The 26,152-nt window shown below is 36.7% G+C and carries 22 protein-coding genes; 7 read left to right on the forward strand and 15 right to left on the reverse strand.

Features of this window, described 5'->3' with window-relative positions; all coding sequences use genetic code 11:
• The first annotated feature begins 217 nt into the window (after positions 1 to 217).
• The 4 genes from JL102_RS14180 to JL102_RS14195 all read left to right on the forward strand — a co-directional run bounded on the left by JL102_RS14180 (position 218) and on the right by JL102_RS14195 (position 4,439).
• Entirely contained in the window at positions 218 to 1,777 is a 1,560-nt protein-coding gene (locus tag JL102_RS14180; RefSeq protein WP_202245071.1) for a hypothetical protein, read from the forward strand.
• A gap of 196 nt (positions 1,778 to 1,973) precedes the next feature.
• A complete protein-coding gene (locus JL102_RS14185; RefSeq protein WP_317191645.1) occupies positions 1,974 to 2,522 on the forward strand; it encodes an AAA family ATPase in 549 nt (182 codons plus the stop codon).
• On the forward strand, positions 2,519 to 3,619 hold the full coding sequence (locus JL102_RS14190) for an HNH endonuclease (RefSeq protein WP_202245072.1): 1,101 nt from the start codon (positions 2,519 to 2,521) through the stop codon (positions 3,617 to 3,619). Before JL102_RS14185 ends, JL102_RS14190 begins: the two co-directional genes overlap by 4 nt.
• A gap of 277 nt (positions 3,620 to 3,896) precedes the next feature.
• Positions 3,897 to 4,439, forward strand: a complete 543-nt coding sequence (locus JL102_RS14195) for a hypothetical protein (protein WP_202245073.1) — start codon at positions 3,897 to 3,899, stop codon at positions 4,437 to 4,439.
• An 89-nt stretch (positions 4,440 to 4,528) separates the two neighbouring features.
• Here JL102_RS14195 and JL102_RS14200 read toward each other — a convergent pair whose 3' ends face one another.
• From JL102_RS14200 to JL102_RS14265, 14 genes are all read right to left on the reverse strand, one after another.
• Positions 4,529 to 4,912, reverse strand: a complete 384-nt coding sequence (locus JL102_RS14200) for a YtxH domain-containing protein (protein ID WP_202245074.1) — start codon at positions 4,910 to 4,912, stop codon at positions 4,529 to 4,531.
• Between the two features lie 196 nt (positions 4,913 to 5,108).
• Complete coding sequence (locus tag JL102_RS14205; protein WP_202245075.1) at positions 5,109 to 6,290, reverse strand: tetratricopeptide repeat protein; 1,182 nt, start codon at positions 6,288 to 6,290, stop codon at positions 5,109 to 5,111.
• Between the two features lie 41 nt (positions 6,291 to 6,331).
• Positions 6,332 to 8,890 carry a DNA gyrase subunit A gene (gene gyrA / locus JL102_RS14210; protein WP_202245076.1) on the reverse strand — a complete coding sequence of 853 codons (2,559 nt, stop codon included), beginning with the start codon at positions 8,888 to 8,890 and terminating at the stop codon, positions 6,332 to 6,334.
• 186 nt (positions 8,891 to 9,076) lie between these two features.
• Complete coding sequence (locus tag JL102_RS14215; protein WP_202245077.1) at positions 9,077 to 10,141, reverse strand: hypothetical protein; 1,065 nt, start codon at positions 10,139 to 10,141, stop codon at positions 9,077 to 9,079.
• A 122-nt stretch (positions 10,142 to 10,263) separates the two neighbouring features.
• Positions 10,264 to 10,875 carry a hypothetical protein gene (locus JL102_RS14220; protein WP_202245078.1) on the reverse strand — a complete coding sequence of 204 codons (612 nt, stop codon included), beginning with the start codon at positions 10,873 to 10,875 and terminating at the stop codon, positions 10,264 to 10,266.
• 109 nt (positions 10,876 to 10,984) lie between these two features.
• Positions 10,985 to 11,440: a hypothetical protein gene (locus JL102_RS14225; protein WP_202245079.1), complete on the reverse strand. Its 456-nt coding sequence runs from the start codon at positions 11,438 to 11,440 to the stop codon at positions 10,985 to 10,987.
• A gap of 123 nt (positions 11,441 to 11,563) precedes the next feature.
• Positions 11,564 to 12,970: a COG3014 family protein gene (locus JL102_RS14230; protein WP_202245080.1), complete on the reverse strand. Its 1,407-nt coding sequence runs from the start codon at positions 12,968 to 12,970 to the stop codon at positions 11,564 to 11,566.
• 85 nt (positions 12,971 to 13,055) lie between these two features.
• A complete protein-coding gene (locus tag JL102_RS14235; protein ID WP_202245081.1) occupies positions 13,056 to 13,646 on the reverse strand; it encodes a penicillin-binding protein activator LpoB in 591 nt (196 codons plus the stop codon).
• A gap of 54 nt (positions 13,647 to 13,700) precedes the next feature.
• Positions 13,701 to 16,055 carry a TonB-dependent receptor gene (locus JL102_RS14240; protein WP_202245082.1) on the reverse strand — a complete coding sequence of 785 codons (2,355 nt, stop codon included), beginning with the start codon at positions 16,053 to 16,055 and terminating at the stop codon, positions 13,701 to 13,703.
• A gap of 7 nt (positions 16,056 to 16,062) precedes the next feature.
• Positions 16,063 to 16,716, reverse strand: a complete 654-nt coding sequence (gene rpe, locus JL102_RS14245; protein ID WP_202245083.1) for a ribulose-phosphate 3-epimerase — start codon at positions 16,714 to 16,716, stop codon at positions 16,063 to 16,065.
• A 23-nt stretch (positions 16,717 to 16,739) separates the two neighbouring features.
• A complete protein-coding gene (locus tag JL102_RS14250; RefSeq protein ID WP_202245084.1) occupies positions 16,740 to 18,338 on the reverse strand; it encodes a S8 family serine peptidase in 1,599 nt (532 codons plus the stop codon).
• Entirely contained in the window at positions 18,325 to 19,011 is a 687-nt protein-coding gene (locus JL102_RS14255; RefSeq protein ID WP_202245085.1) for a hypothetical protein, read from the reverse strand. The genes JL102_RS14250 and JL102_RS14255 overlap by 14 nt, the downstream gene beginning before the upstream one ends.
• 124 nt (positions 19,012 to 19,135) lie before the next feature.
• Positions 19,136 to 19,378, reverse strand: a complete 243-nt coding sequence (locus tag JL102_RS14260) for a DUF6952 family protein (RefSeq protein WP_202245086.1) — start codon at positions 19,376 to 19,378, stop codon at positions 19,136 to 19,138.
• Between the two features lie 7 nt (positions 19,379 to 19,385).
• Complete coding sequence (locus tag JL102_RS14265) at positions 19,386 to 19,703, reverse strand: thioredoxin family protein (RefSeq protein WP_202245087.1); 318 nt, start codon at positions 19,701 to 19,703, stop codon at positions 19,386 to 19,388.
• A gap of 148 nt (positions 19,704 to 19,851) precedes the next feature.
• Here JL102_RS14265 and trpF point away from each other — a divergent pair, with 148 nt between their 5' ends.
• Positions 19,852 to 20,457 (forward strand): phosphoribosylanthranilate isomerase, encoded by a 606-nt coding sequence (gene trpF / locus JL102_RS14270; RefSeq protein WP_202245088.1) that lies wholly within the window; start codon positions 19,852 to 19,854, stop codon positions 20,455 to 20,457.
• A 23-nt stretch (positions 20,458 to 20,480) separates the two neighbouring features.
• Here trpF and JL102_RS14275 read toward each other — a convergent pair whose 3' ends face one another.
• Positions 20,481 to 21,344: a porin family protein gene (locus JL102_RS14275; protein ID WP_202245089.1), complete on the reverse strand. Its 864-nt coding sequence runs from the start codon at positions 21,342 to 21,344 to the stop codon at positions 20,481 to 20,483.
• A 155-nt stretch (positions 21,345 to 21,499) separates the two neighbouring features.
• On the opposite strand from JL102_RS14275, the gene JL102_RS14280 reads away from it, so the two are divergent.
• Together JL102_RS14280 and JL102_RS14285 are read left to right on the forward strand one after the other, a co-directional pair.
• Complete coding sequence (locus JL102_RS14280) at positions 21,500 to 22,789, forward strand: PorP/SprF family type IX secretion system membrane protein (protein ID WP_202245090.1); 1,290 nt, start codon at positions 21,500 to 21,502, stop codon at positions 22,787 to 22,789.
• 43 nt (positions 22,790 to 22,832) lie between these two features.
• On the forward strand, positions 22,833 to 26,045 hold the full coding sequence (locus JL102_RS14285; protein ID WP_202245091.1) for an FG-GAP-like repeat-containing protein: 3,213 nt from the start codon (positions 22,833 to 22,835) through the stop codon (positions 26,043 to 26,045).
• The last annotated feature ends 107 nt before the right edge of the window (positions 26,046 to 26,152 follow it).

A 26,152-nucleotide genomic window follows, 5' to 3' on the forward strand; every position in this document is an offset into this window, starting at 1 on the left:
TCCTCAATTTTTCTATCTCTCTCATCTATAATTTGAACAAGCCGGATTCCATTACCCCGTTTGCACGGCAATAGTAAGCAAATAGGATTAAGATTGAGTTGTGAGGAGGTTAAGTTAGTGTGAAGGAATGGGGTGTTTGGGGATCTGCTTGCAAAGTAAAATGCCTAAGGTTGGGTATTGAAGCTGTTGGAATAAATTTTTTTCTTGCAAATAAAAAATGAAAACAATTATAACAATCTTTTTGGTATTCATTGTATGCAATACCTATTCTCAAGGAAACATTAAATATGTTAGTTCTAGTCAACCAGTTAAACTTTGGGAGGCTACGGCTAAAGATAATGCAGGATTTTATCACATATATTACGGGTTTAATTTTGATGGTGACTCTACTTCAAATTTTACCTCTAATGACAATCTAATAATTGACAGATTATATGTGAAAGGTAATAATAGCACCTCACCTTTAACGCCTTATCAAGCAACGGGTAACTCGGAGTCTTATGATTTCAAAGTCCCTTACTCCGATATCCGTACATTTGAGAAAGTGACATTTTGGTGCGAATACAGGATCAATAATGTTGTTTATAAATCAACCATTACGCAGTTGCGTGTCCAATTTCCTGGGATAGCTACCTTAAAAGTAGATGTTTCGTTGGATGGTGTTTATCTAGAATCAAATGACAGCACTGCGATAGTACACATAAAGTCTAACCAAGATGGAACTAAGATTACCAATCTTTCCATTAAACAAGTTGATAACGCAGCTGGGGCAGATATCGCAACGTTACAGAATCCGTCTTCATATACATTGAATGCAAACGTAGATGTCAGAATAGAGCTCAAAAAGAATGATGGACAGAGTCTGAACCCTGGTCAAACGTATTATTTATTTGGAGATTTTCAAAAACCAGCATTAGGCACATCATATAGTATTCCTAACAACAATAGAGAGTATGCATTAAAAGTGAAGCAACAATATTATGTCACTGATCCAGGTGATATGTCAGTAATTGGTAAGTATGATCACGTTTTAAACAATGTTCAGACATCAGCTAAATGTAAGTCTCTAACTCTTGAGATACTTGATAAGACTATCCCTGAAGGATTGAGAGTTATAAATGGGATCCCAAATGGGCCATCAGGTACAAGCTGGAGTTTTACTATTAATTCAGCAAACGATGCTTTCTCCTACCAAGACTATTCTGTCAAATTTTCAGGCAGATCTCAGGAAAATACACCAATCATTGAAAATCGGTTTGTTTTTCGAAAACTAATAAATGATTGGAAAAATATGAAAGTTGATTTTAATCAAGGTACTTATACTGTTACAGTTGATTTATTGAAACCAAGTTCAGATGTGCAATTAAATTTAGATAATTCCATGACGTTAAATATGACTCCAGCTGGTTCTAATAAATATAACGCCTTTTTCAATTTTTCCGATCCCGATATGAAAACGCTAACAACTATCATAGCTAGAGAAACTGATAATAAAAAGGATATCGAAATAGGAGTAAATATTGATGGTCAAAAGATTAGGAAATTTGTCATCTCTTCTGTAACTGTTTTGGATAAAAATGATTTAAAAGGTAAGTCAAAAAAGGAAATTAAGCAGATTCTTGAAGATAGTGGTATTGAAGAAGATATTAATAAAATTACCAAATCCATAGCAGATGAATTAGAAAAAGATGATAAAAGTCAGGAATGGGATCAAGTTTGGTCTACTGTTGTATCAGTAGCTCCAAAAGTTTTCACAATAGTCCTGGCTCTAATTTAAAATTAGCTAATTGACTTGAAACTCAGAGGGCTAAATATGTAAAGTGAGGCCGGAATTTAGCCAGCCTCTTTTACTCATTAACTAGTTCTTCTTTTCAGGGCTATCGGATCGATTGAGCCATTTTTGGAGATTAAATCTTTTTGCTTTTGATTGAAGTACTTGTTTTTCTTGTTATCTCATTCAAACTTGTTGTAATATCTATCAGTTTTCTGATGGAGAACATCAACTTAATGAGATTCTTGGTTCATTATTAATGGTCGAAGAAGATGGATGTTTATTCTTACTAGATGAACCAGACACCCATTTCAACCCAAAATGGAGGGCAAAACTGATCAAGCTTTTTAATTATCTCTCAGCGAAGAAACTCAATCGACAAAACCTTCCTGAAGTGGTTAGAAAGCATGAGATACTTCTAACTACTCATTCACCGTATGTTGTATCGGATAGTGAGAAGATGGATGTTTATTTATTCAGGAGAACAAAAGAGGGTGCCAACATCAAGAACCCTGAACCTCAAACGTATGGTGCGTCTATCGGATTTCTAAATGAGGAAATATTCGGAAGAGATAACTCCATATCCGAGTATTCTAATTTTGATTTAGAAACGCTTAAATCAAGTGTCCAAACGCTTCAGGATATTGAGGATGCAAGAGAGAAACTATTCGATTTTGGGGAATCCATTGAAAAGTTTGATGCATTAAGATTTCTAAGAGAAAAGCAACAAGAACTAGAATCTAAAAAATGATCTATCCATACACATATTTCGATCATAAGATTCAAAAATTCCATGAGGGGCTAACTCACTTTTTTGATAAATTATTCGAGCTTGATTTAGAAGAATACGATCAAGATCAATTGCTAAAAACACCAATGATTGAAATAGTTGGTACCTCTAAAACTAGGCTTGAAACACCCTTAAGAGAAATTGTTAGACTTTATCATGCTTTGAATGCTCAGGAAAAAGACCTCATTAAAAGAAGCTTTGAAGAAAACAATAAAATCGAAGAGTTGTGTAAAGGAGAAGGGGAACCCAAGAAATATACTGAACTCCCGAATAGCATAAGGGAAGCAATTGAAGGTTTTTGGAAAACCCTATGGGAAGGGTTTTCTGGTAAGGAAAACATAAACCAACATCTCAAAGTATTATGTGGAGAAGTATTAGAGCATTTTCATGAATTCAAAAAACAGCCTGATCAAAAAACAAGAGTTTGTCCCTTTTGCGGCATCAATGGCTTAAAACCATCAGATGACATCTACCGAAATGCTTATGATCATTACTTGCCTAAATCGCTCTATCCATTTACATCCGTAAATTTCAAAAACCTTGTCCCGATTTGTCATGAATGCAATAGTGATGAGAAGAAAGCCACAGATACACTCTTTAAAGATGGAGATAGGCGAATTGCTTTTTATCCATATGATTCAACAATCGATCCGGCTAAGCTTTCGGTAACTATTACTAGAAATCAGGCTTATAACCCTTCTAACAATAGCACATTGATGAAGAAGAATTTTAAGTATCAGTATGATATTCTTATTGATGGAAAAGGTGATGAAAGAATTGATACTTGGGATGATATTTTTAGGGTCAAGGAAAAGTATCAGCGATATCTTGCAGATTTCGAGACAGAGTGGTTCGAACAATTGAAATCAGACTTTAAGGAATCCGTTGAAGATGGAATTGCATTTGAACGTTTTAAAACAAAGACATTGAATAAGCTAAGTCGAGAATTGTTAGCAAACGAAAAAGGAATAATTAAAAGAGCGTATTATCAATATTTGTTTGAAATGAGCGGATTTGAAGAGGATTTGAAATTTACAGCAGGAATAAGAGCAGCATAGAATGAATAATTGGTCTCAACTCCGTCCACTATCCAAACTCGACCAACTGGCCGAAACGATCATGAAAACGGCCTTTATTATGCCTGAAGATCAACATGTAATTCAGAGTTATGTGGAACATAAAGGAGCAAATTTTCGGGTTGAACAGAGTAGGGGAGTCAGAGTTTGATATATTTGCCTGTTGTTAATAGTTTGGAATGATCCGAATCAGCTATTCATAGATTCATCGGTTAAGAATTCTGAGTTCTGTAGTCTCTCAATCACAAAATCTACTCTTATGACTCATTTATATGAAAATCAGTACATAGGCGCATTTATTTATACCCTAGGAGTTGAGGGAGGTAAAGAAGGTAAGTTTCCTGCCAGTATTAACCTAATTCAACAAACTCCTTTAGATAAAAAGATTGGAGACTTATTTGGTAATTGGAATGGCAGAAATTTTTTTTGGTCGATTTCAAGTAAAGGTCATTTTATATGCTACGGTAAGGAAAGCATTAGAAAAGATACCGTTGAATTAATTTTTCGTAATTATGTATCACTTGCTGGACATATTTCCGATCCAGATACAATAAACAATGTATTTGGGCTCGAAGCGTTTATATTTAAAATGATTAAAAGTCAAATTGGTATGAATCAATACCAAATGATACAATACTTAAAAGTATTAGACAGAATTACCACAGGAGCCAGTGACTTTTCAGGGCTAATAGTTAGATCTATTTGTTATATAATTTATATTATGTTAAATAGAGAATTAAGTAACCTACTTTCCCAATACTTTCCTCGGCATCATACCTTCCACTCTATCTCCATAAATTAATCTTCATGCCCTTCAACTATCTGTCTCAAATCAAAAAAGCCCCTCCGATGATTATCGAAGAGGCTTTTAACAAAAGTGATTGTCTAATCTTATTTAGCATTCACCGGGACTTTGCTTAATGCGCTCTTGGCTGTGCTGTTCATTACAGCTTTGTTGGCGGCTGATGTATCGTTCACATTTTCTTTGGCGTGGTGATCTTCTGGATGCATGAATTTGTCGTTAGCCATTTTTCGGTTGGCATTATAAGCTTCTATGGTGTTCTTGTTGAGTTCAGCTTTCTTTTTCTCAGAGATAATCCGCAGTTTATAAGCCACCTTATTTAAGGTCATTCGGATATCTTTTACCGGCTTGCTTAAACTGGTATCTATATTTTTTAAAGTCTGCTTTCCACTACGAGGTGCTATCAGTGTGGCGGCCACATATCCTGCTGCAGCTCCGGCAATCGCTCCAGATATTATTTTTAATGATTTCATTTTAAAATGATTTGGTTCTAATTTATTTAATGAAAATATCATACCATCTACAAAAAATGCATCTACCTTAAAATTTAGCCCCTATGGCTCCAAATAAGCTATCATAACAACACAGACTTGTGGAATTTTCGTCACGGTTACCAACAAAAAAAGGAGCTCCACGAAGCTCCTTATATTTTGTAATCTGTTTGTGCGCTTATTCAGCGTCACCCATAGATTCTAATTTCTCACTTACTTTTACCGCTTTCTCGTTCATTTTCAATTGGCTGTAGATGTATTGTAAAGACTCAAGCGCTGTTCTGTTATTAGGCTCAAGGTCTAATACTCTTTCCCAGTAAGGCATAGCGTCTTTTAAAGCTTGGTTGATGTCTGCATCCATCCCTTTGGCTTTCTTTCTGTCTTCAGAAGTAATACCTAAGTTATTTTTTTGCTTTATCAAATCTACCGCTTTGTTGTAGTAAAGTACAGCCAGGTTAAAGTTAGCATTGAAGTTTTTAGGATCAAGCTCTACAGATTTAGCATAAGCTTCAATAGCTTTAGGTCTATTATCAAGCTCTTCGTACATCACTCCTAGCGTAAAGTACAGGTTACTGTTATCTGGCTCATTGGCTATGGCAGTTTCAATTTCATTTCTAGCCTCATCAATTTTACCCATTTGAATCAGGTAATTGATTTCAGACTTAGCAAAATCAGTGTTATTAGGGAATGCCTTCTTAGCTTTTTTTACAAGTGCTAAAGCCTTTTCTTGGTCTTTGTTTATTGTTCCTTCAATATAGATCAAAGAATTATAAACATCCTCACTCTGATAATCAAGATCATCTATAAGTGTATAGTAGTTTTTGGCAGCAGTTTCATAATCTTCGCCAGACTGTGCAGCTAAACCAGCATAGATATAACCGGTAGTATCTTTAGGCTGTACTAGCTGTGTCTTAGTGAAATATTTCACAGCAGTCTCTGATTCCTGAGCCTGGTATCCTTCTACACCTTTATTTAAATAATATCCCCAAAGTGTTTGCATTTGCTGACTTTGAAGAATAGGCAAACCATTAGCATCACTAATATAATACTCACTTTTACCTCCTAATTCCTCTGCTTTATCAAAAGCTTTCATCGCTTCTTTCAAAGGATCATTAGCCAGATTCTGATACTGAGGGTTACTGGTAGTATCTAAAGAAGCATAGATTAAGCCTCTATAATACCATGTTTTACCATCATCTTTTGTTTTTTCGTGCTCTATGGCTGCATCTATTATTTCTTTTGCCTCACCTAAGTTACCTTCTTCACGTGCCTTTTCCGCCTGGTTGATCTTAGGCTTCTTTTGTCCAAAAGAATATCCGGCTATACTAACTGCAGCCAGTAATAAAATCATTCTTTTCATAATCGGTGTTTCTATTCTTTGTTTAGTTTGCTTTAAGTTAATTAATCTTCATTATTATCAGTAGAAGTCTCTTGGTTGTCATCAGCACCTTCCTGTCCTTCTTCCAGCTCTTCATCTATTTCGTCGATATCATCGATTTTTTCCACTTTTTCTACGGAAGAAATAGTATCATTTTCATTTAATCTGATCAGCTTCACTCCTTGCGTGGCTCTACCCATCACTCGTAAGTCCTTCACTCCCAATCTTATAGTAATTCCTGAACGATTGATAATCATCAAATCATCAGTATCAATTACTTCTTTGATTGCAACAAGCTTGCCAGTCTTCTCCGTTACGTTGATGGTCTTCACTCCTTTACCACCACGTTTCGTGATTCGGTAATCGTCTACTAATGAGCGTTTTCCATAACCATTTTCTGATACTACCAGCAAGTTAGATTCTTCTCGGTGTATATTCACCATACCTACTACCCTATCATCTTCATCCTCCAGGGTTACACCACGTACACCTGTGGCAGTACGTCCCATAGGTCTTACATCAGACTCATGGAAGTGAATAGCTTTACCGTTTCTCTTTGCTATCACAATATGGTTATCACCATTAGTAAGTCTTACAGAAAGCAAGCGATCATCATCTCTGATGGTAATAGCGTTAATACCATTAGCCCTTGGTTTTGAATAAGCCTCCAAAGTAGTCTTTTTGATAGTACCTTTTACTGTACACATCATTAGGAAGTTATTCTTCACGTAGTCTTCATCAGAAAGGCTCTCTACGTTTATTACCGCCCTTACGTTATCGTTAGGCTCAATATTGATCAGGTTCTGAATAGCTCGCCCTTTTGAAGTTTTACTTCCTTCAGGTATAGCATATACTTTCTTCCAGAATACTTTACCGTTATCTGTAAAGATCAAAAGGTAGTTATGCGCACGTGCTATAAATAGCAGCTCTGTAAAGTCATCATCCTTAGTAGATACACCCCGGCTACCTACGCCGCCACGGCCTTGAGTACGGTAGTCAGAAAGGGCTGATCTTTTGATATATCCTTGATGAGAAATAGTAATGACCATCTCGTCATTAGGTATCATATCTTCTACAGTGATATCATCAGCACTATGAACTATTTGCGTTCTTCGGTCATCACCATATCTTTCTACCAGCTGATTAATCTCATCTTTGATGATCTCCATTCTACGCTCTTCTCTAGCCAAAATATCTTTCAGGTCTTCGATCAAGGCTTTCACCTCTTCGTATTCCTTCAATATTTTGTCTCTTTCCATTCCGGTAAGCCTTTGGAGTCTCATTTCCAATATGGCTCTGGCCTGAATTTCTGAAAGCTCAAATTTCTCCATCAATCCTTGACGAGCACTATCAGGATCCTGTGAGTTACGGATCAATGAAATTACTTCATCAAGATTATCTAACGCGATAAGGTACCCTTCTAATATGTGGGCTCTTTTCTCTGCTTCATCCAGCTCGTACTGCGTACGTCTGATTACTACTTCATGACGGTGATCAACATAATGCTTGATCAGGTCTTTAAGGTTTAGCGTCTCCGGTCTTCCTTTTACCAGAGCAATGTTGTTTACCCCAAAAGAAGATTGAAGCTGAGTATATTTATAAAGGTAATTAAGTACGATATTAGGTATAGCATCCTTTTTAAGATCGTACACCACTCTCAATCCATTTCTATCAGATTCATCACGGATATCGGATATACCTTCTATTTTCTTATCGTTAACCAAGGCCGCTGTTTTTTCAATCATGCTGGCCTTATTCACCATATAAGGTATTTCCGTAACGATGATTTGCTCTCTTCCAGTACTGGTGGTTTCAAATTCGGCCTTTGCTCGCATTACCACACGGCCTCTACCCGTTTCAAACGCCTGTTTTACACCAGTGTAGCCATAAATAATACCTCCCGTAGGGAAGTCAGGAGCCGTTACATGCTCCATCAGCTCAGCCACCGTAATATCATTATTTTCTATGTAGGCTATAATACCCGCTCCCACCTCTCTCAGGTTATGTGGAGCCATGTTGGTAGCCATACCTACAGCGATACCTGATGAGCCGTTAAGCAACAGGTTGGGTAGCTTACCAGGCATTACAGAAGGCTCCTTTAGGGAGTCATCAAAGTTAGACTGATAGTTTACCGTATTTTTATTAATGTCTGTAAGCAACTCCTCAGCAATACGCTTGAGTCGAGCCTCAGTATAACGCATGGCAGCTGCAGAGTCACCATCTATGGAACCGAAGTTTCCCTGGCCATCTACCAAAGGGTACCGCAAGGACCAAGGCTGCGCCATACGCACCATGGTATCATACACGGCAGAGTCACCATGAGGGTGATACTTACCTAGCACCTCTCCTACGATTCTGGCAGATTTTTTATACGGCTTATTGTAATTTACACCCAGTTCGAGCATACCATATAAGATCCTTCTATGCACAGGTTTTAAACCATCTCTTACATCCGGTAATGCCCTGGATATGATCACCGACATAGAATAATCTATGTAGGCTCCTCTCATCTCATCCTCAATATTGATGGGTATAATACCCTGTCTGCCTGCCGGCAGATTCTCATTCGATTCGTCAGCCATAGAGTAATTTAAAGGTCATTTATTTGTAAAATCATGGCGAATTTACGCAAATAAGCTAGTAATTAACAGCGTTAACCAACAATTATTAGCTATTGAGCATCAATAGTTATCAACTAATGACTCGCCTCACTAAGTATTTTAAAAAAAAGCCAAATTATAGACGAAAAAGCACGTCGTTAACGATCTCTAATAAGCGTTAAGTTTATTCTTGTTCTTTTTCTTATACTTGATTAAAGTAGGATAATTTTCCCCATGATGAGGGTTTTGTTTTTTATAGATAGGGTGCATTCTGCTCCTATACTCTCTTTCGCCATGCTGATGGTTCACCTGGGTGGAACACTGCTTTAAAAAGCATTTAGGCAGCTCTGGTATACGGTAGGTGAATCCAAAGGTGAGATAAGCCGCATTCATACTTTGAGAAATGGAGAGGCTACTTTCAGGCATATTGGTGGTAAAGCTTTTCAAATCAAAAGAAGGCCTTACAAACAACTTAAAGTATTCAGACATATCACGTTCAAAGGTCGCGCCCAGGTTTACATAAACGCCTTTATCCATTACCTCCTTATTAAACTTCTTCGACAGATTAAAAGCCCCAATATGAGCATCTATAGAAATACTATATTCGTAATAGCGATATACTCTAGCTCCCAGTATCAGATAATATTTTTTATAAAAAGCACTTCCAAAATCAGGCTCATAGCTACTTATCTGGTCTTCAAAAACTGTAGGCTTAAATTTACCCGGACGGTGATATTCAAACATAACACCCCCTCCTATTTTGTATCGGTCAAACTCCATATGAACTGTGAAGTTGAGCGGTATGCTGGTTCCGGGTGCTTTAAATCGCAAATCGGTAGTATCGCTACTCACCGTAAAGTCATTAGGACCAGCGGCTATGTTGTTAGTGGTTTTAACATCGTTAAACCAATAATTGTAACCTATACCACCTGTACCACTTGGGTTAGCGTCATATATAACAGGATCGCTATCAGGCTGTTGTAATAAGGCAAACCCATCCAAATCTTGTCTGTAAAAAGTATGACCGTAACCAGTAGAAAAGCTCCAATGAAATTTACTTAAAAATGTTCTAAGTCCTCTGCCTTTAGGTTTTAGGTAAAAATGATCTAATGGAATAGACGCTTCTCTATCATCCTGCTCTACCTGTGCGGTAGCGGTTAGAAATGACAAAGCCAACAAGCCCATCACTATGGTAAGAAAATAAAAAAAAACTCTAATCCTTTCTAAGATCATTTTATAATATCTAGCTGTGCGCCTAAGGCTTAAAACCTTTCTAGTTTATTCAAAAAATGCACACATATATTAAAACAGGCAAAATTAAAGAATATTATACTCAAGGCATTGGTTTTCTGTTCTTATTTTACCTCAAAGGTTCTACAGAAGGAGTCAAATACAGGCATATCATAGAGTCCTAATTTTTCTCCTATATCTAAAATCTTCTCATATTCTACCTTAGAGATGCTTCTTTGCTCTACTATATCAGATTCGTCATTCAAAATTACTGTACTCAAAAATCGTACAAATATATAAGGCACCGTCATCAAGTCTCTGGCGAAGCGCTGTACAGGGTCCACCATATCACTAGATTTCATACTAAGAAGCTGCTCTTTGTTAAAGGTATGATCCATGCATTGCTTTATTACTTCAAAGAAGGGTTGCTCCCAGTTCATATAGTTTTTTATTAGATAGTTCATGGCATGAGCCACGGGATCTACCTTCATAAAATAACCTCCTTTAGACATTTTCCTGGCCATTTTATTGAGCGCCAATTCTTCAAACAGGCTGATGCTGCCATTAGCCAGTGCTACACCTATAGCAGGAGTCATCATTATTAATGAAAGAAAATCATGATTGGTAATCTCCAACATACTTACCTCTCCCTCAATAAACCGTTGTTTGGCCTCTAAAGTCACCTTTCTTATCTCTGGTATTTCTACCAAAGTGGCTATTTCATTCTCAGAAAACATGAATAAATAATTTAATTAAAGGTTAATATAATACATTTCACATTAAAAAAGGCCCGCAATGTCATTACGAGCCTTCATTTACATAATATCTACAATCAGGTAATATTGATTATTCAGCAGCTTCTCCTGATACTTCAGCTTTAATTGCTGCATATTTTGTTTTCACTTCTTCATCTGAAGCTAACTTAGATTTGATGGCATTGTAAGCTTTACCTCCATCAGGTAACATCTTGGTAGCCAATATCTTAACAACATCTCCGATAGCTTCTTTTCTTTCGTCTACCATGTTATTAATTTGATCCATAATCTTATTCTCAAAGTCACTGGCAGGCTCTCCAGATCCACTTTTCAATTCAGAATATCTCTTTCCGTCAAATCCATCCTGGTTTTTTATCATGTCATTAAGAACCACACTAATTTCAGACTTCATGTCATCAATAACCTCTTCCATAATGGCATATCTCCTCAAATTCTCGTCAGTTACATACTCATCGTCTTGTGCCTGCGCTGTTCCGAAAATCATTACAGTAAATAGGGTTGCCAAAATTAAATTGATCTTGCTCATTTATTCGTTTTGTTTTATTTATAAATAATTGATTTCTTACATACAAAACCCCGAATAAAGGCTTTTTGATTTAGTAATTCAACTTTTTTTCAAAAAAAAGACTATAAACGTGATAATTAGTGCTTATGGATAGAGCTTTATCGCATAATCTAAGGACCAAAAAGCTTGAAAGATAGTTGCTCCTGATTGCACCTGATAGACAAACTCCTCTTTCTGGACTCCCTTATTGTCCTTACCCTGCATTTCTAATGTTATATGCTGCTCCCCTTTTTTTAAAGGCACTCGTGTATAATAAATGCTATGCGGTAATGTCTGCCAATTTCTGGTATCTGCTTTTTCTGTGATAGCATTGAAAAGACTCACAGCTGCACCAAGTCCATCCTTTTCATTTCGAGCCACTTCCTCAGCGGCCTTCTTTAAAGCAACACGAAGTAAAGCTTTACCAAACTCCTTTATCATCCTCTCTTTCAAGCTTTTAAAAGCAATAGCATTAACATCTTCAGCTAGATCCAGAGAATATTGCTTGCCATTAACGCTGAGATTTGCGTTTGAATACACTGTGGGTCTTTCTTTGTATTTCGGAAAAGCAACTCTGAAAAATTCAAGATCTTCCAGGCCAGTACTGCCTGTTTCCTCATTGTAGTTGAGATTAAAAGGAAAACTAAGTCCATATTCTTCGTTAGTAAAGTTAACCGCTCCACCTTGACCTCTTACCACTGCAAAATTAATACTCCATTCGGCTTTTACAGGCCCAAGACCATTATGCCAGAAGAACACTAAATCACCGCCATCAGTGCGCTGGTATTGAGAATCTTCCATACCCAATTCCTTTTTATAGAGATCATACTCCTGTTGAAATCCTGTAAGATATGCGGTTCTAAGGATATCTTCTTTTAACTGATGAGGAACATTTACGCCGAACATATCGGCATATTCATCCTTATATATTTCTAAAGCGTTTTTGTATGCAATAAAAGCATTATTATAATCATGCTGAGCATCATAGATGATACCCATCAAAGTATGAATAAAGGCGTCTTTTTTGTATTTATTATCGCTCTTATATTTGTCACTAAGCTGGTCCAGTCTAATATTTAGACGTTTGCACTCTACCAGTGCATTGTCATATTGCCCCATTCTTAGGTAATTAAGAGCTTTATAGTAGAGCATCATCAGGTTTTCATGATTCTCCCCCCTGTAAGCTACAAAATTAGGATTAGAGAGCATGGAAACCGCTTCATTCAAATAATTAGTCTGGTAATCTTCTGTATAGAGGTAAGCTTTTTCTAGATATCGGTTGCTTTCTTCATACTCTCCCAGCATGGAAAGAACTACACCTCTGTTTAAGTAATATAAGAGTCTGTTTTTGCTTTGCTCAAGCTTCTTACTCTTCTTGGCAAGAGTCTGATTAGCAGCCTTTAACTGCCCCTTTTCAAATTCATAGTTAAACTCTTGATTTACTTCATAATAGGTAGCACAAGAAGATAAAAGAGCTAACACTACAACAACCACTACTTTAAAACCCCTCATAGATCTCGAATGATACGGAAATGATATCTTTAAAAAATACCGCCTCCTAACCATCATTAATGATTAAGAGGCGATTAAAGCATTTTTAATTTTCTATATACTTTTTAATTTCTTCTTGTCCGTACCATACCCTTTTGTTTGTCTCCAGGTCAGTAAGGTAAAGGGTAGTAATATAGTTTACTACTTTTTTCTTGTTGTAAGTATCTGTTTCAGAAGTCATAGTTCCAAAAAGCATAAGATCTGCTCCATATTCTTTTCCCCAGCTGGCGGCTGTTTCGGGAGAAGAAAACTCTTGCTGGTCTGCTCTTTCTTCTCTTAGTTTTTCTCTGAACTCAGCAGATTCTACTAAGTCTGCAAGGCCTGAGTTAAAAATTTCCATCTCAAATTTCTTGATGTAGTTATCAGAGTCAATATGTTCGCTGGTTTTATTTTTTATATAACCTACTATAATAGCTGGTGTTCTACCATTATCACTTGAATATTGCTGATATCTCGGACTGTTCAGGAACTGCTGCACCATCTTATTGGCCACCATTTTAGAGTCAACATCATTCCAACGGCCGCTAAGATCAATCTGCTGATCAGGACTTACTCTGGTTACTGTTCTCTGAGAGCAACCAAAAAGAATAGCCACTGAAAAAATAACTACAGTTAAAGTTTTTATAGAATTTTTCATAAATAATTAATTTAAAACAAACCTGACAAGGTTAATAAGTGTTATAAGTAAGAACTATATTTTAACTGAAATTTTAACATTCAAAAACCTTGCCGATAATGTATTAGGTACTGCAAAACTGTTGTTAGAAACATCACTCACCCATGTATAAGATATGGGGTTAGAGGTTCCTAAAAGGTTTAATATCTCAGCGCTAACAATGAATTGTCTCTCTTTTTTATATTTATTTTCCTGAATGAAAAATATTTTCGAAAATCCTACATCCAACCTACGATAGGAGCCTCCGTTAAAAATGTTCCTTCTCTCTTTATCTCTCGGAGGACCAAAAGGCAACCCCGTTCCATACAGTAAATTTAGACTTACTCTTACTGTTGGGTTAGAAGGTAAATGATCTTGGAAGAAAATAGCCATATTTACTCTCTGATCGGTCGGTCTTCTTATGTACCCCTTACCATCACCATCCACATCTTCACGTGTATTTAAAATTCCTAAACTAAACCATGATTCAGTACCTGGTATAAACTCACCACTAAGTCTCATATCAAGCCCTGAAGCATACGCTTTAGCATCATTATTAGCATAATACCTCACTTTTACATTATCTATGTCATAAGCAATAACATTTCTAATTCTTTTATAATACAGTTCGCTGATGAATTTAAAATCCCTATCCCACCACTTAAAGCTATAATTCATACCTCCTATAATATGCATAGAGCGCTGTGCTTTAAGGTCCTCGTTAAGATCTCCTTGATAGTTTCTTAACTCTCGGTAAAATGGTTGTTGCTGGTATACACCCACAGCCGCATTAAAAGTAATGTCTCTCTCCCATTTTGGGCTATATGAAAACTGTGTTCTGGGACTAATCAGTAATTCTTCATTAACATCCCAATAGTTTAACCGAGCGCCATAAGTAGCCGAAAATTCGTCAGAAAAATAATGAGTATGCTGTACATATCCAGTGTAGCGGTTGCTTTCAAGGTTATTTTCAGCCTGCAATGATTCTATGTCAATTACATAATCGGATGAATCACGAAATGAATACTCACCTAGCTGATCCTTAATGTTTTGATATGAATAACCTAATCCAAACTCTAAAGTATTTTTATCATCTAGCTGATAAACATTTCGATCCTCTGCATTAATAATATTGGCTTCAAGTGTATTTCTACCATAGTCATAATTAGAACCTATTCCTCTTATATAAATACATTCATTAAAAGAGTTGCTACTTAGATTTTTATCTACATCACATAAACGGTAGGCTCCTTCCACATCAGTATACTCTCTTTCAAGCCCATAAACTCCTGAAACGATTAACTTAGAAATCCATTTATCATTGATATGCTTGGTCAGCTTAATGCCTCCCTGATAGGTATCATATTGTAAGATTTCCTGACCTTGGAAACCTACAAATAATCTAAATGATTGACCAATCGTACCAAAATCAGTTTCTCTACTTTCCGGCTCAGTTAAATACCTGTTTCTGGCGTAAGAAGCTAAAACTCCAATTTCAGTAGTTTTATTGAGCTTATAATTAACAAAAGCCTGCATATCAGTGAATCTTGGCAAGTACTCCCCTTGTGTTTCAAGCGTATTTAAAAGATACTGCGCTGATTTATGCCTGATGCCTGCCACATAAGAAAGTCTTTCATCATTATTGGTGCCTTCTATATGAGCCGAGCCACCTAATAAATGAAGACTGGCTGACGCGCCAAATGAATTAGTTTTTTTATAATTCACATTTAACACCGAAGCGAGCTTGTCACCGTATTTTGGCTGCCAGCCTCCGGCAGAAAAAGATACATTTTCCACCATATCGGTATTCACAAAGCTGAGCCCCTCTTGCTGACCGTTGCTCACCAGAAATGGTCTATAAATCGGAATCTCATTCACATAAACCAGATTTTCGTCAAAATTACCCCCTCTTACTGAATAGGCTGATGAAAGTTCATTATTACTCACTACCCCAGGTAAGGTGGTTAAAATCTTGTTAAAATCTCCAAAAGGAGTTACTAAAGATTCTGCAGAAATGGGTTTGATACGTGTTACACTAACTTCATCATCCTTTGTTCTATAGTCTTCAATACTTATTTCATGAAGTAAAGCGGCCCTTTCTTTTAAATTATATGTTTTCTTGATAAAATGATTAGCGGCTACAGCAACCGTGTCAAAAGCAGGATTGTAGCCTACGTGCCTAAGCTCTATAATATATGTGCCAGGTGTCAGTAAGAGATTAAAATAACCTTCAGAATCTGTAACAGTTCCTTTGTTATTTTCTGTCAATTGGATACTTACTCCTTCTAAAGGAAGTCCTTGTTGGTCGTAAACAGTACCTTTTAGACCACTTTGGCCATAAGTGAAAGAGTAGATTAAGGTTAGGAAGAATAATAAGGTTGAAAATTTCATGTGAAGGTTAAACGTTTTTCAAATCCAGTATAGTACCTTTTGGGTCTTCTGATTTAAAAACAAAGCTACCTGCCACTAAAACATCAGCACCAGAATTAATCAATTTCCGGGCATTCCCTTCATTTACTCCACCATCGATTTCAATAAGAGTATCCGCTCCGGCGTCTATAATGATTTCTTTTAGCTGCTTTACCTTTTTGTAGGTGTTTTCAATAAACTTCTGCCCTCCAAAGCCTGGATTAACTGACATGATAAGGACTATGTCTATTTCTGAAATAATATCCTCCAGCAATTGTACATTAGTATGCGGATTGAGGGCTACCCCCGCTTTAATACCTAGCTCTTTTATTTGTTGAATGTTTCTATGTAAATGCGGACAGGCCTCGTAATGCACCGTAATAGAGGCCGCTCCAGCTTTGTAGAACTGATCTACATAATTTTCAGGTTGTTCAATCATTAAATGAACATCCAGAGGCTTTTTAGCATGCCTGTTTATTGCTTCGGCCACAGGAATACCAAAAGAAATATTAGGCACAAATCTGCCGTCCATAATATCTACGTGTATCCAATCGGCAACGCTCTCATTGAGCATTTCCACTTCGCTCTGAATATTAGCGAAATCTGCGGCTAAAACTGAAGGGGCAATAAAAGGTTTATTCATGCTTTCAAAGATAAAAAAATCAGCTAGTATTTAACTACTTTGAAGTAGTAGCTTTTGTCTCCATCAAGAACCTGTAAGAAATAAATTCCTTTACTCAAGTTAACTTTCATTGAATAATCTCTATTTTGGCAGAAATCAATAGTTTCTTTTGAAAGTAGAGCTCCATCTTTAGCGTAAAGCATGAGTAGGGTTTTTCCAGTACTCACATCAGTAGCAAGATGGATTTCATCATTAATAACAGGATTAGGATAGACCAAAAAGCGGCTTTCTTCATATTCGTTGTCAACTCCTGAAATGATGTATCTATAATTAGGAACGCCATATCCATACAAATTATCCGGGTTTCCAGATCTGGTTGCATTTTTCAACATAAGATCACGCACTTCCTGAGCACTTAACTCTGGATTTTGCTGCCATAAGCATGCTGCAAAACCAGCCACCAACGGGGTAGAATATGAAGTGCCAGAGGCCGAAGTAATATTTCCTGACTCAGAAATAATACTGGTCGATGAGCCTAAAGCCATTAACTCTGGCTTTAACCGTCCATCAGCAGTAGGTCCACCAGAGCTAAATAAACTGGTGTTGTAGCCAAGGTCAACCGATCCTACTGAGATCACGCCTTCTGCATCAGCCGGAGAAGTAATATAATTCCAACTACTTCCCCCCTCATTTCCCGCACTCACTACCACTAAAATCCCCCTCTTAGCAGCAAAATCTGCTGCTTGGGCTATTATAGTAGTATGTCCATCATAGTCACTATAATCATAATTCATACTGACGTCATCAAAATCAAAATAGCCTAGTGAACTACTAATAATATCTGCACCGGCGCTATCTGCACGCTCGGCAGCAATGAGCCAATTATATTCTTCTATAGTATATTCAGTGTCGCTATCCTCAGTGATAAACAACATGTAATCAGAATTATATGCACTTCCAATATATGACTCTTTTTTATAACCGGCGATTACCGATAAAACTCTGGTGCCATGCGTGCTGCCAGCGTCTATATTTTGATGGTTGCGCACCAAATCATACGTGTAAACTAATCTGTTAGAATCATACAAGTGAGTAAAGGCTTGTATAGTATTAATTCCTGAAAAACCTCCATCTAATACTGCTGTTAACATTCCATGACCTGTGAAACCATCCTCATGCAATAGATTAAGCCCCATCATATTCAATTGTTCCTTAGTACTCGTATTCATGGCATTCAAATCCTCTTCATACTGTGTACGCGCCGTTCTACTAAGTTTATTTCCTGGAGCCAATAACCTCACTGAGCTAACATATTCAAGCTCAATTAGTCCTTCAACGGTAGATGCATCCGTTTCTATCAAAATACCGTTGAGCCAACGGGACTTATAATAAACATCAACCCCCATTTCACTTATTCCTTTAACGTAATCAGGGTTTACTGGTATATCATTTTCATCGATGGCTATACCAAACTTAAGCCTTCTTTCAATAGCTCTGTCGGACAAAAATTGTGAAGGAGTATTTATGGAATAAGGTGAGTCATTCTTATCAGAGAAAAAGACCATATAACGATTCTGTGCACATACCCAGGAGATGGATAGAAGAAAATACATGACAGAAAGTATAAATCTAGTTTTTGCCATAATCAATTAAATATTGTCGATATTCTTTTCCTTCAATTACCTGCTGCTGCCCTATACATTTAGGGTCAGTGCAATATTGAAGCGATATATCTTCTTTATAAACTAACCCAATGCTTCGGGCATATATCTCATACCTACGATCTTGCTGCACCGTAAAATCCTGATTATCAGACTGTATTACAGTAAGCGTAGAATTAATAGTATCAGATAAGGGTGTTATATATAAAGAATTGATACTATCCATTTTATAAATATCTTCTTCATACGTATTTGAAGCATTGCCATCCCATTCTTTTCCATTTTCTATAGGTAAGCTTAACTTAATATAGGGAATATTATCTTCTGTTTGTACAATCTGATAAGGGGTGATACGTACTGGCCAAGCCGTGCTGAACTGCCAGTCGGTATTTTTATCAGATCTTTTGGATTGGTGAGTAATGTAAGTAAGCGTTCCTGTTTGATTGTAGAAGGAGTCCACTACTTCAACCTTTAGTTCATAGCTACTACGCTCTATTTCTCCAGTAATTCGATAATCAATGCGATCCACCTGATATACCTGAAATGTACCAACCTCAATGGGGTAAAAATCAAGGCCTAGTCTGGAGTTATCAGGATCTGCATCCTCAGATCTACAGGCCGCAAAAACTATAAATATTAAAAAAAGCTTCTTCATTAATTTATTTGAAGTTAAATAAAGACTAGCAAAATTTAGAGACAATAAAATAAAAAAGCTCCAGATATTCGAAACATTGCTCTAAATATCTGAAGCTTCAAAGGACTTATATTAGGGTAATACTTTAGTTAATGGACTCTCTTACTTTACCAGTGTATTCTCTAAGTGCAGTTTTGAAATCTACCTGATCGTCATTCATCTTGTTAATTATAAAAATAGCTGCAAAAATGTGAGTCAGTTGCTCGCCTTCATCTTCTCCATTAACAGTAATATCTAAATCTTTTTCATTAACAAGATCTTCCTCTGCTTGTATTAATTCTTCTAACTGATGATTCTCCACCAGCCTTTTTATTTCCGGGATTTTCATATCTCCATTAGTTTAGTTGACTCAACAATTCTAGTACTCCTTCCTCTTTGCTTGTAGAAACTGTTCCTAAAAGTTCTCCTTTTTTAAAAACGGCAAAGAAAGGAAGGTTAGTCACTCCAGCTAATTTCCTAGCTTCTGGATTATTTTCTGCATCTACGTCTACAAACTTAATATCAGAAAAACGCTCATCTCCAGAAAGTCTTTTAAACTTTGGGGCAAATAGCCTGCAGCTACCACACCAGCCGGCAAAATACTTTACTATTACTTTATCTTCTTCTTTAATAGTTGAAGAAAAATCATTGTCTGTTAAAACTTCTACTGCCATGTCGTTTAGTTTTATGCTAATTTATGAAAATTATCTGTTTCGTAGTATAACGTCCTTCTCGGACAATTGTCATGCGAATCAAATTATTTTACCTTAGTTTTGCCCGAATTTTTAATGGATTTTACTGATCAGCTAATAAAATTTATCTATGGCCTTAAAAACATTTGTAAAAGTAAGCTCTGTAAACAACCTCTCTGATGCCCGATACTGTGCCGGCATGGAGGTAAATCAAATAGGCTTTTCTTTAGAAGAAGGAACTGAAAGTTATATCTCACCTGAGAAATTTAGTGAACTCACCGAGTGGTTATCTGGAGTGGAATATGTGGGTGAATTTGAGAATTCTTCTACACAAAAAATACAAGAGACTATAAATCAGTATAATGTAAGTTTTGTGCAAATAAATAATCCTGAACAGGCCAAAGAGCTAAATAGTGAGTCTTTCTCACTTATTCTATCAATTTCAGTCAAAGATTTGCCCCATATAGATCCAAATTTACCTGTAGTATATCTTCTTGTAAGTGGTGAGACCGACGAATGGTCTGAGAAAGAACTAGACCTCATATTTCAGCATAAAGATAACTATAAAATTTTGCTGAGCTCAGGAGTTAATGAAAGCAACATAGAACAGCTACTCGAAAAAACAAAAGCAGCAGGTATTGCCCTCCAAGGAGGAAATGAACTAAGGCCAGGGTATAAAGACTATGATGAACTAGCCGATATTTTAGAATCACTAGAAATAGATGATTTGGCTTAAGCATCAATGCTTAAGCCTTTTTATCAACGTCTTTTAATAGAGCTCTTACCTTTCTTACGCTCAGAAATTCTGGTATCCATCAAGTATGACACTCCTATCTTGATAGCCATGTTTTTACTTTCCATAGAATCAGTGAATAAAACAATATCCCTAAATTCAGCAGCATCACCTTTACCCAAATAGGAATGTCCCATTTCAAACCTTAAATCCACAGCCAAAGAAGACACCCCGGGAAATTCAAAAACCAGCCCACCTCCTATATTCAAACCTAATTGTAACCTGTTAGGATCAGGAATACCTAATTCATCATCAGCCGCTTCATTATAATCACTATTAAATTTTACTTTATAATCGATTTTATCGATGCCTCTTTCTATTAGTTCGCTAGATGAAACGGTACCGTGACCACTTAACCAATAGCTAAGTGTAGGGCCTGCACCGACATACCATTTAAAAGACTTGTCCTTTCCTATTTCTTTTTTAAAGTCAACTCTATATAAAATAGGAAGCTGGATATGATCAGTATACATTTTGTACTCTAAAGATTCGTCTATCTTACTCTCCACTTCTTTTCCCATTCTAGAATAAAGTAAATCTATCTCCAGGAAAAATCGGTTTTTAACCCTAAAGGCCGTAGTAAAACCAGCAAAATAATTTAGCACAGGACTAACACTGACAGAATCTCTATAATCTGAATCAGAATATCTTACCCAAGTATATTGAACCCCCACTCTTGGTCCAATTAATAATTGAGATTTAGCTGGAATAGTTAAAAAAAATAATACAAAAGAAAAAAATATTGTAGTTACAATTCGCGTTCCGTAATTATTCATGGGTAGTTTCGATACATTTTTCGTCTTAAATTTTTTAAGCCAACTATTATTCATTTTTTTTGCACTTGTGAAGTAACCCAATTTATAATTTTTTTTGCCGTAGGAATGTATTTATTTTGAGATAAGTTTCAATTGATGTACTTTATGGGGTGGCTTTAAGGTATTTATAATTTTTTTATACCAGATTTATCTGATTTTAGGACTCCTTAATGAGTAAATATTTTTTTATACTACTACTCTTTTTGGCATGGAAGGTTAATGCACAACTTGCTCCAGTGTATAATCATTTCTATAATAACCCCTATTTGATAAATCCTGCTGAGGTAGGAATGTCAGGTTATATGAGTTTTGATTTTAATCACAGGCAGCAGTGGAGAGGAATTGAAGGAGCTCCAGTAGTTTCTACTTTTACTTTTCAAACACCATTCAGTTACAAAAAGGCGTCAGTAGGCGTAACCATACGTAATTTTGAAAGAGGCTTGTTAAATACTAATGACCTCCTATTCACTTATAGTTATCGAGCGTATTTAACCAAGATAACTACGTTGAACTTTGGAATTTCAGCAGGATTAACATCTAATACTATAGATCTCAATGCCATTGACGATCCTGATGATCCCGTTTTGGTAGATTATACCAGTAATAATATGCAACCTATTGCTAATGCTGGTTTTAAGCTTACATCTAAGAGTGGATTAAATATAGGAATTAGTTTACCTAGACTTTTCAGTCCTACGTATTTAAACCCTGAGAGCTTCACCTCTTATGAGTTTTCTCCATTTGATGAAGTCCAGTTTGTCACATATTTTAAAAAGCCATTGGAGAAAAAAATCGTGACTCGCAAATACGGCCGAATGAAACGAAGAGTGGAAATTGAAGATCCATACGCTCCCTTACAGCTGTATTTTTTATATAAATATTCTAAAGTTCAAGACCAAAGAATAGAGGTTTTAGCCACACTTAACCTAACAGAGAATTTTTGGGTGGGTGGTTCCTATAGAATGAATTATGGAGCTTCAGGATTATTAGGACTTAAAATTAAAAATTTCCTTTTCAGTTACGCTTATGAGCCAGCGTCTGAACATGTAGAAGGGCTTCCGCAAGGCACCCACGAAGTGCAGTTGACTTTGAGAATAGGAGAAAAGAAAAAGATAGAACGTAGCAAACCTATACTTCGCACCTTAGAAAAAACCGAAACTCACAGAGCACGCTTCTCCGCAGATGATATCTCTGAAGGTGGAGATGATCAAGGAGATGGAAATTTAAAAAAGTATTATGTTGTTATAAAATCATTCAAAGATTTCAATTCTGCTGATGAATTTGTTCGTCGAATGGCGGAGAGAGAGTTATACACAAATATTTTTTATAACAATATTGATAAAAAGTACCACGTATATAGCTTCCAAACCTATAAATTAAAGGAAGCTAACGAACAAAGAAGAGCGGTTCAGGAATTAACTAAATATAAAAGTGTTACCATTATCACTGTTCAGCAATAAATATAAAGATCACCTGAAGTTATGTTTACTATAAACTCATAATATGCAAACTAAATCTTACCATATAAGAAGAATTACTCTTCTGTCTATATGTCTAATGTTGGTAAGCGGCGTTCTTTGTGCACAAGTTCCTGATATTGCTTCGGTTTCACCAGGATATGGGTACGTTGGGCAGAAGATAACTATTACAGGCAGTAACTTCAGCTCACCTTGTGTAGTAAGCTTTGGAAATGCAAGAGCTAATATACTTTCCAGTACTTCTCAAATTATCGAAGTGGAAGTTCCTGCAAATGCTACTTTTGATCACATCACGGTTACGAATAGTAATAGAAATTCAGCATCTAGTCCCTTTCCCTTTATTTTAAGTTTTGGAGGAGAGACAGGCTTAACTGCCAGTGATTTCAGTGCAGAAATTAACTTACCCACCCAACCCACACCTTATGATCTAGTCATATCCGATTTTAATAACGATGCAAAAAATGACATAATGGTTACAAGTGCAGGCAGTAACTCTATACAAATATTACAAAATAGCACAACCACAGTAGGAGCTCCTAGCCCCAGTTTTAATGCGTCCACTTATAGTTTACCATCCACTGCCACCTCGCTGAATATCACTTCAGCAGATTTGAATGGAGATAACAAACCAGACGTAATTCTATCTGAAGGCAATGATAGCGACCCCTCTAGCCGAGTATTTATCTTAACGAACTCAAGTGGTGGAGCGATAAGCTTTGGTGCCTCACCCTACATAATAGATATCCCATCCTCTAAAACCAAGTTGGTAGATATTGCTGATCTTGATGGGGACGGTAAACCTGATTTAGTGGTTTCTGATCAGGCGGATAACGGCAAAATATATATTTTAAGAAACACTTCTAATGCTTCTGTATCCTTTGCAGCACCTATATCATTAAATTTAGGGAGGTCTTTACAAACTGGGCCCCTACTGGTTGATGATTTAAACAATGACGGCAAACCAGATATTGCAGCCAGTCTATATTTTACAGATGGTGGAGGTCTTTTTATTTTAAGAAATAATAGTACACCAGGAAATATTCAATTCGCAACTGTAAGTGCCATAGCTGCTGCAGGTACTATAGTAAATTTAAGAGCTTCTGATATTAACAGAGATGGTAAGATCGATTTGATAGCATCACGATACCTTAATAGTGACGTTGCTTATTATTTGAACACCTCAAGCAATGGGGGTGCCATTTCGTTTAACGTCAATGCTAGCAACAGGGTATCTGCTGGAGATAGACCTTGGGGTCTAGATTTAGGAGATATAGATGGAGATGGATTTGAAGACTTTGTGGTAGGTAACTCTAATGCATCTATAGTTTCAGTATTATATCGTTCAACCGCATTAAATTACGCAACATTAAACTTAGGTGTTTCCGACCGAACCAGAAATGTGAAGGTAGGAGATCTCAATATGGATGGAAAGCCTGATATTGTATTTACCATTTTTGCACAAGCCAGAATAGGCATACTAATGAATAAAAAATGCGTAACTCCAGTCTTAAATGAAGAAGGTCCATTAACCGTTTGCGCTTCCAATCTAGTAGAATTAGAAACTCAAGCCGTACCCAATGCTACTTATACCTGGCGCATGGATGGAGCTACACAACAAACTGGACCTAGCAATACCTTTACTGCTAGCACTACGGGCACCCACACTTACGAAGTTACCCTTTCACTAGGAGCATGTTCAGAGACATCAGACCCAATCAGTATCGAAGTAGTTACTTCTACTGCTGCTTCATTTGCCATTACTCCGGTAGATCCTGTATGTATTGGTGGAACTGCCACTTTGCAAGTAACCGGTAATGTAAGCGGTAAAACTTTTGAGTGGTCTGGTCCTAACAATTTCACATCAACTTCTAACCCTGCATTAGTGACTTCATTTGCGGCTATTAATGTAGGAGAATATAGCGTAAAGATTTATGATAATTCTGCGGGTTGCCTAATAGCAACAGAAACCGTACTAGTTCAATCGGTAGATGTACCAAGTTTTACTGTTTCTGCTCCAGAAACAGCATCTTGCCAAGGTAGCCCTATTACTTTAACAGTGAGCCCATTCAACACTTCTGATTATTCCTATCAATGGGCCAATGAATCAGGTAATATTTCTGGGCAAACAGGTGCAACCCTTTCTGTAAACACTCCTGGTACTCAGAAATATTATGTAAAAATAACTGATCTCAATAATGCGTCATGTCCTGATATTCAATCTAACTCAATAGAAGTATCAATACTGTCAGCACCTAACGCTTCTTTTATTGTTGCCGATGATGCCTGCACAAAACAAAATGTTCTATTCAAAAATAACAGCACTGTAGATCCCAATGCTACAGTAAATCATAGGTGGACTTTCGGTGATGGTGCCATTATGGAAAATAAAGAGCCGGGACATTCATATAGTGTGCCTGGTACCTACGATGTTGTATTAAAAGTAAGTTATGAAGGCTCTACATGCTCGGACACTTTCTCCAAGCAAATTACAATTATAGATGATGGACTTGATGTAGAAATAGAAGCATCACAAAACCCAATGTGTTTTCAAGAGGAAGTAACGCTTAGCTTAGGCAATATTCCGAATAACTACCAAATTGAATGGAGTACGGGTGAAACCACCGCTGACATTACAGTTTCAGAGGCGGGTAATTACTCAGTCATGTTAGTGAACACCAGCAACGGATGTGACAATTTGGGAAATATCACACTTGATGCCTATCCTGAAACAGTAGTTAATATTACTGCGGATAGTATTACAGTTTCACCGGGAAGTAATGTACAACTAAACGCTACCGGACTAGCAAACTATCTTTGGTCTCCTGGCAATTCACTTAATGACTCCACTATTTCTAACCCAATAGCAACAGTAAACCAATCTGAAACCTATACGGTAGAAGGAAGAGATAATAACGGATGCTATGGAATAGGCTCCATAGACCTTTTTGTTGCTACCGATATGGTTGGTAATATTATTAAACCTAAGAACTTTTTTTCACCAAATTCTGGAGATAATATTAATGACTTATGGGTTATAGATAAAATTGAACAATTTCCAGAATGTATAGTCACAATAATCGATCAGACTGGTAATATACTATATGAGGCCCAACCCTACAATAATGACTGGGATGGCACTTCTAACGGCAAAATGCTACCTGACGGAGTATACTACTATGTAATTAAGTGTGATGGTTCTGAAGTGGCAAAATCTGGGAGTATAACCATTCTCAGATAGAAATAAGTCACTTCATCGACGAAATATGTCGACTCGTCTTAAAATTTCGCTTTTTGTATCACTTTTTTACGATTTAGCAGTTACAACACCCTCGTAAATCCTATCAA

It is taken from the genome of Fulvivirga sediminis (assembly GCF_016757215.1).
Classification (GTDB): domain Bacteria; phylum Bacteroidota; class Bacteroidia; order Cytophagales; family Cyclobacteriaceae; genus Fulvivirga; species Fulvivirga sediminis.

What these genes read in the sequence shown, in the direction of transcription:
- JL102_RS14285 (WP_202245091.1), top strand. Translation starts at nt 22,833, where the DNA reads ATGCAAACTAAATCTTACCATATAAGAAGAATTACTCTTCTGTCTATA.
- JL102_RS14255 (WP_202245085.1), bottom strand. Translation starts at nt 19,011, where the DNA reads ATGAAGAAGCTTTTTTTAATATTTATAGTTTTTGCGGCCTGTAGATCT.
- JL102_RS14225 (WP_202245079.1), bottom strand. Translation starts at nt 11,440, where the DNA reads ATGAGCAAGATCAATTTAATTTTGGCAACCCTATTTACTGTAATGATT.
- JL102_RS14265 (WP_202245087.1), bottom strand. Translation starts at nt 19,703, where the DNA reads ATGGCAGTAGAAGTTTTAACAGACAATGATTTTTCTTCAACTATTAAA.
- JL102_RS14220 (WP_202245078.1), bottom strand. Translation starts at nt 10,875, where the DNA reads ATGTTTTCTGAGAATGAAATAGCCACTTTGGTAGAAATACCAGAGATA.
- JL102_RS14195 (WP_202245073.1), top strand. Translation starts at nt 3,897, where the DNA reads ATGACTCATTTATATGAAAATCAGTACATAGGCGCATTTATTTATACC.
- JL102_RS14230 (WP_202245080.1), bottom strand. Translation starts at nt 12,970, where the DNA reads ATGAGGGGTTTTAAAGTAGTGGTTGTTGTAGTGTTAGCTCTTTTATCT.
- JL102_RS14235 (WP_202245081.1), bottom strand. Translation starts at nt 13,646, where the DNA reads ATGAAAAATTCTATAAAAACTTTAACTGTAGTTATTTTTTCAGTGGCT.
- JL102_RS14275 (WP_202245089.1), bottom strand. Translation starts at nt 21,344, where the DNA reads ATGAATAATAGTTGGCTTAAAAAATTTAAGACGAAAAATGTATCGAAA.
- gyrA (WP_202245076.1), bottom strand. Translation starts at nt 8,890, where the DNA reads ATGGCTGACGAATCGAATGAGAATCTGCCGGCAGGCAGACAGGGTATT.
- rpe (WP_202245083.1), bottom strand. Translation starts at nt 16,716, where the DNA reads ATGAATAAACCTTTTATTGCCCCTTCAGTTTTAGCCGCAGATTTCGCT.
- JL102_RS14280 (WP_202245090.1), top strand. Translation starts at nt 21,500, where the DNA reads ATGAGTAAATATTTTTTTATACTACTACTCTTTTTGGCATGGAAGGTT.
- JL102_RS14240 (WP_202245082.1), bottom strand. Translation starts at nt 16,055, where the DNA reads ATGAAATTTTCAACCTTATTATTCTTCCTAACCTTAATCTACTCTTTC.
- JL102_RS14260 (WP_202245086.1), bottom strand. Translation starts at nt 19,378, where the DNA reads ATGAAAATCCCGGAAATAAAAAGGCTGGTGGAGAATCATCAGTTAGAA.
- trpF (WP_202245088.1), top strand. Translation starts at nt 19,852, where the DNA reads ATGGCCTTAAAAACATTTGTAAAAGTAAGCTCTGTAAACAACCTCTCT.
- JL102_RS14200 (WP_202245074.1), bottom strand. Translation starts at nt 4,912, where the DNA reads ATGAAATCATTAAAAATAATATCTGGAGCGATTGCCGGAGCTGCAGCA.
- JL102_RS14215 (WP_202245077.1), bottom strand. Translation starts at nt 10,141, where the DNA reads ATGATCTTAGAAAGGATTAGAGTTTTTTTTTATTTTCTTACCATAGTG.
- JL102_RS14205 (WP_202245075.1), bottom strand. Translation starts at nt 6,290, where the DNA reads ATGAAAAGAATGATTTTATTACTGGCTGCAGTTAGTATAGCCGGATAT.
- JL102_RS14180 (WP_202245071.1), top strand. Translation starts at nt 218, where the DNA reads ATGAAAACAATTATAACAATCTTTTTGGTATTCATTGTATGCAATACC.
- JL102_RS14250 (WP_202245084.1), bottom strand. Translation starts at nt 18,338, where the DNA reads ATGGCAAAAACTAGATTTATACTTTCTGTCATGTATTTTCTTCTATCC.
- JL102_RS14190 (WP_202245072.1), top strand. Translation starts at nt 2,519, where the DNA reads ATGATCTATCCATACACATATTTCGATCATAAGATTCAAAAATTCCAT.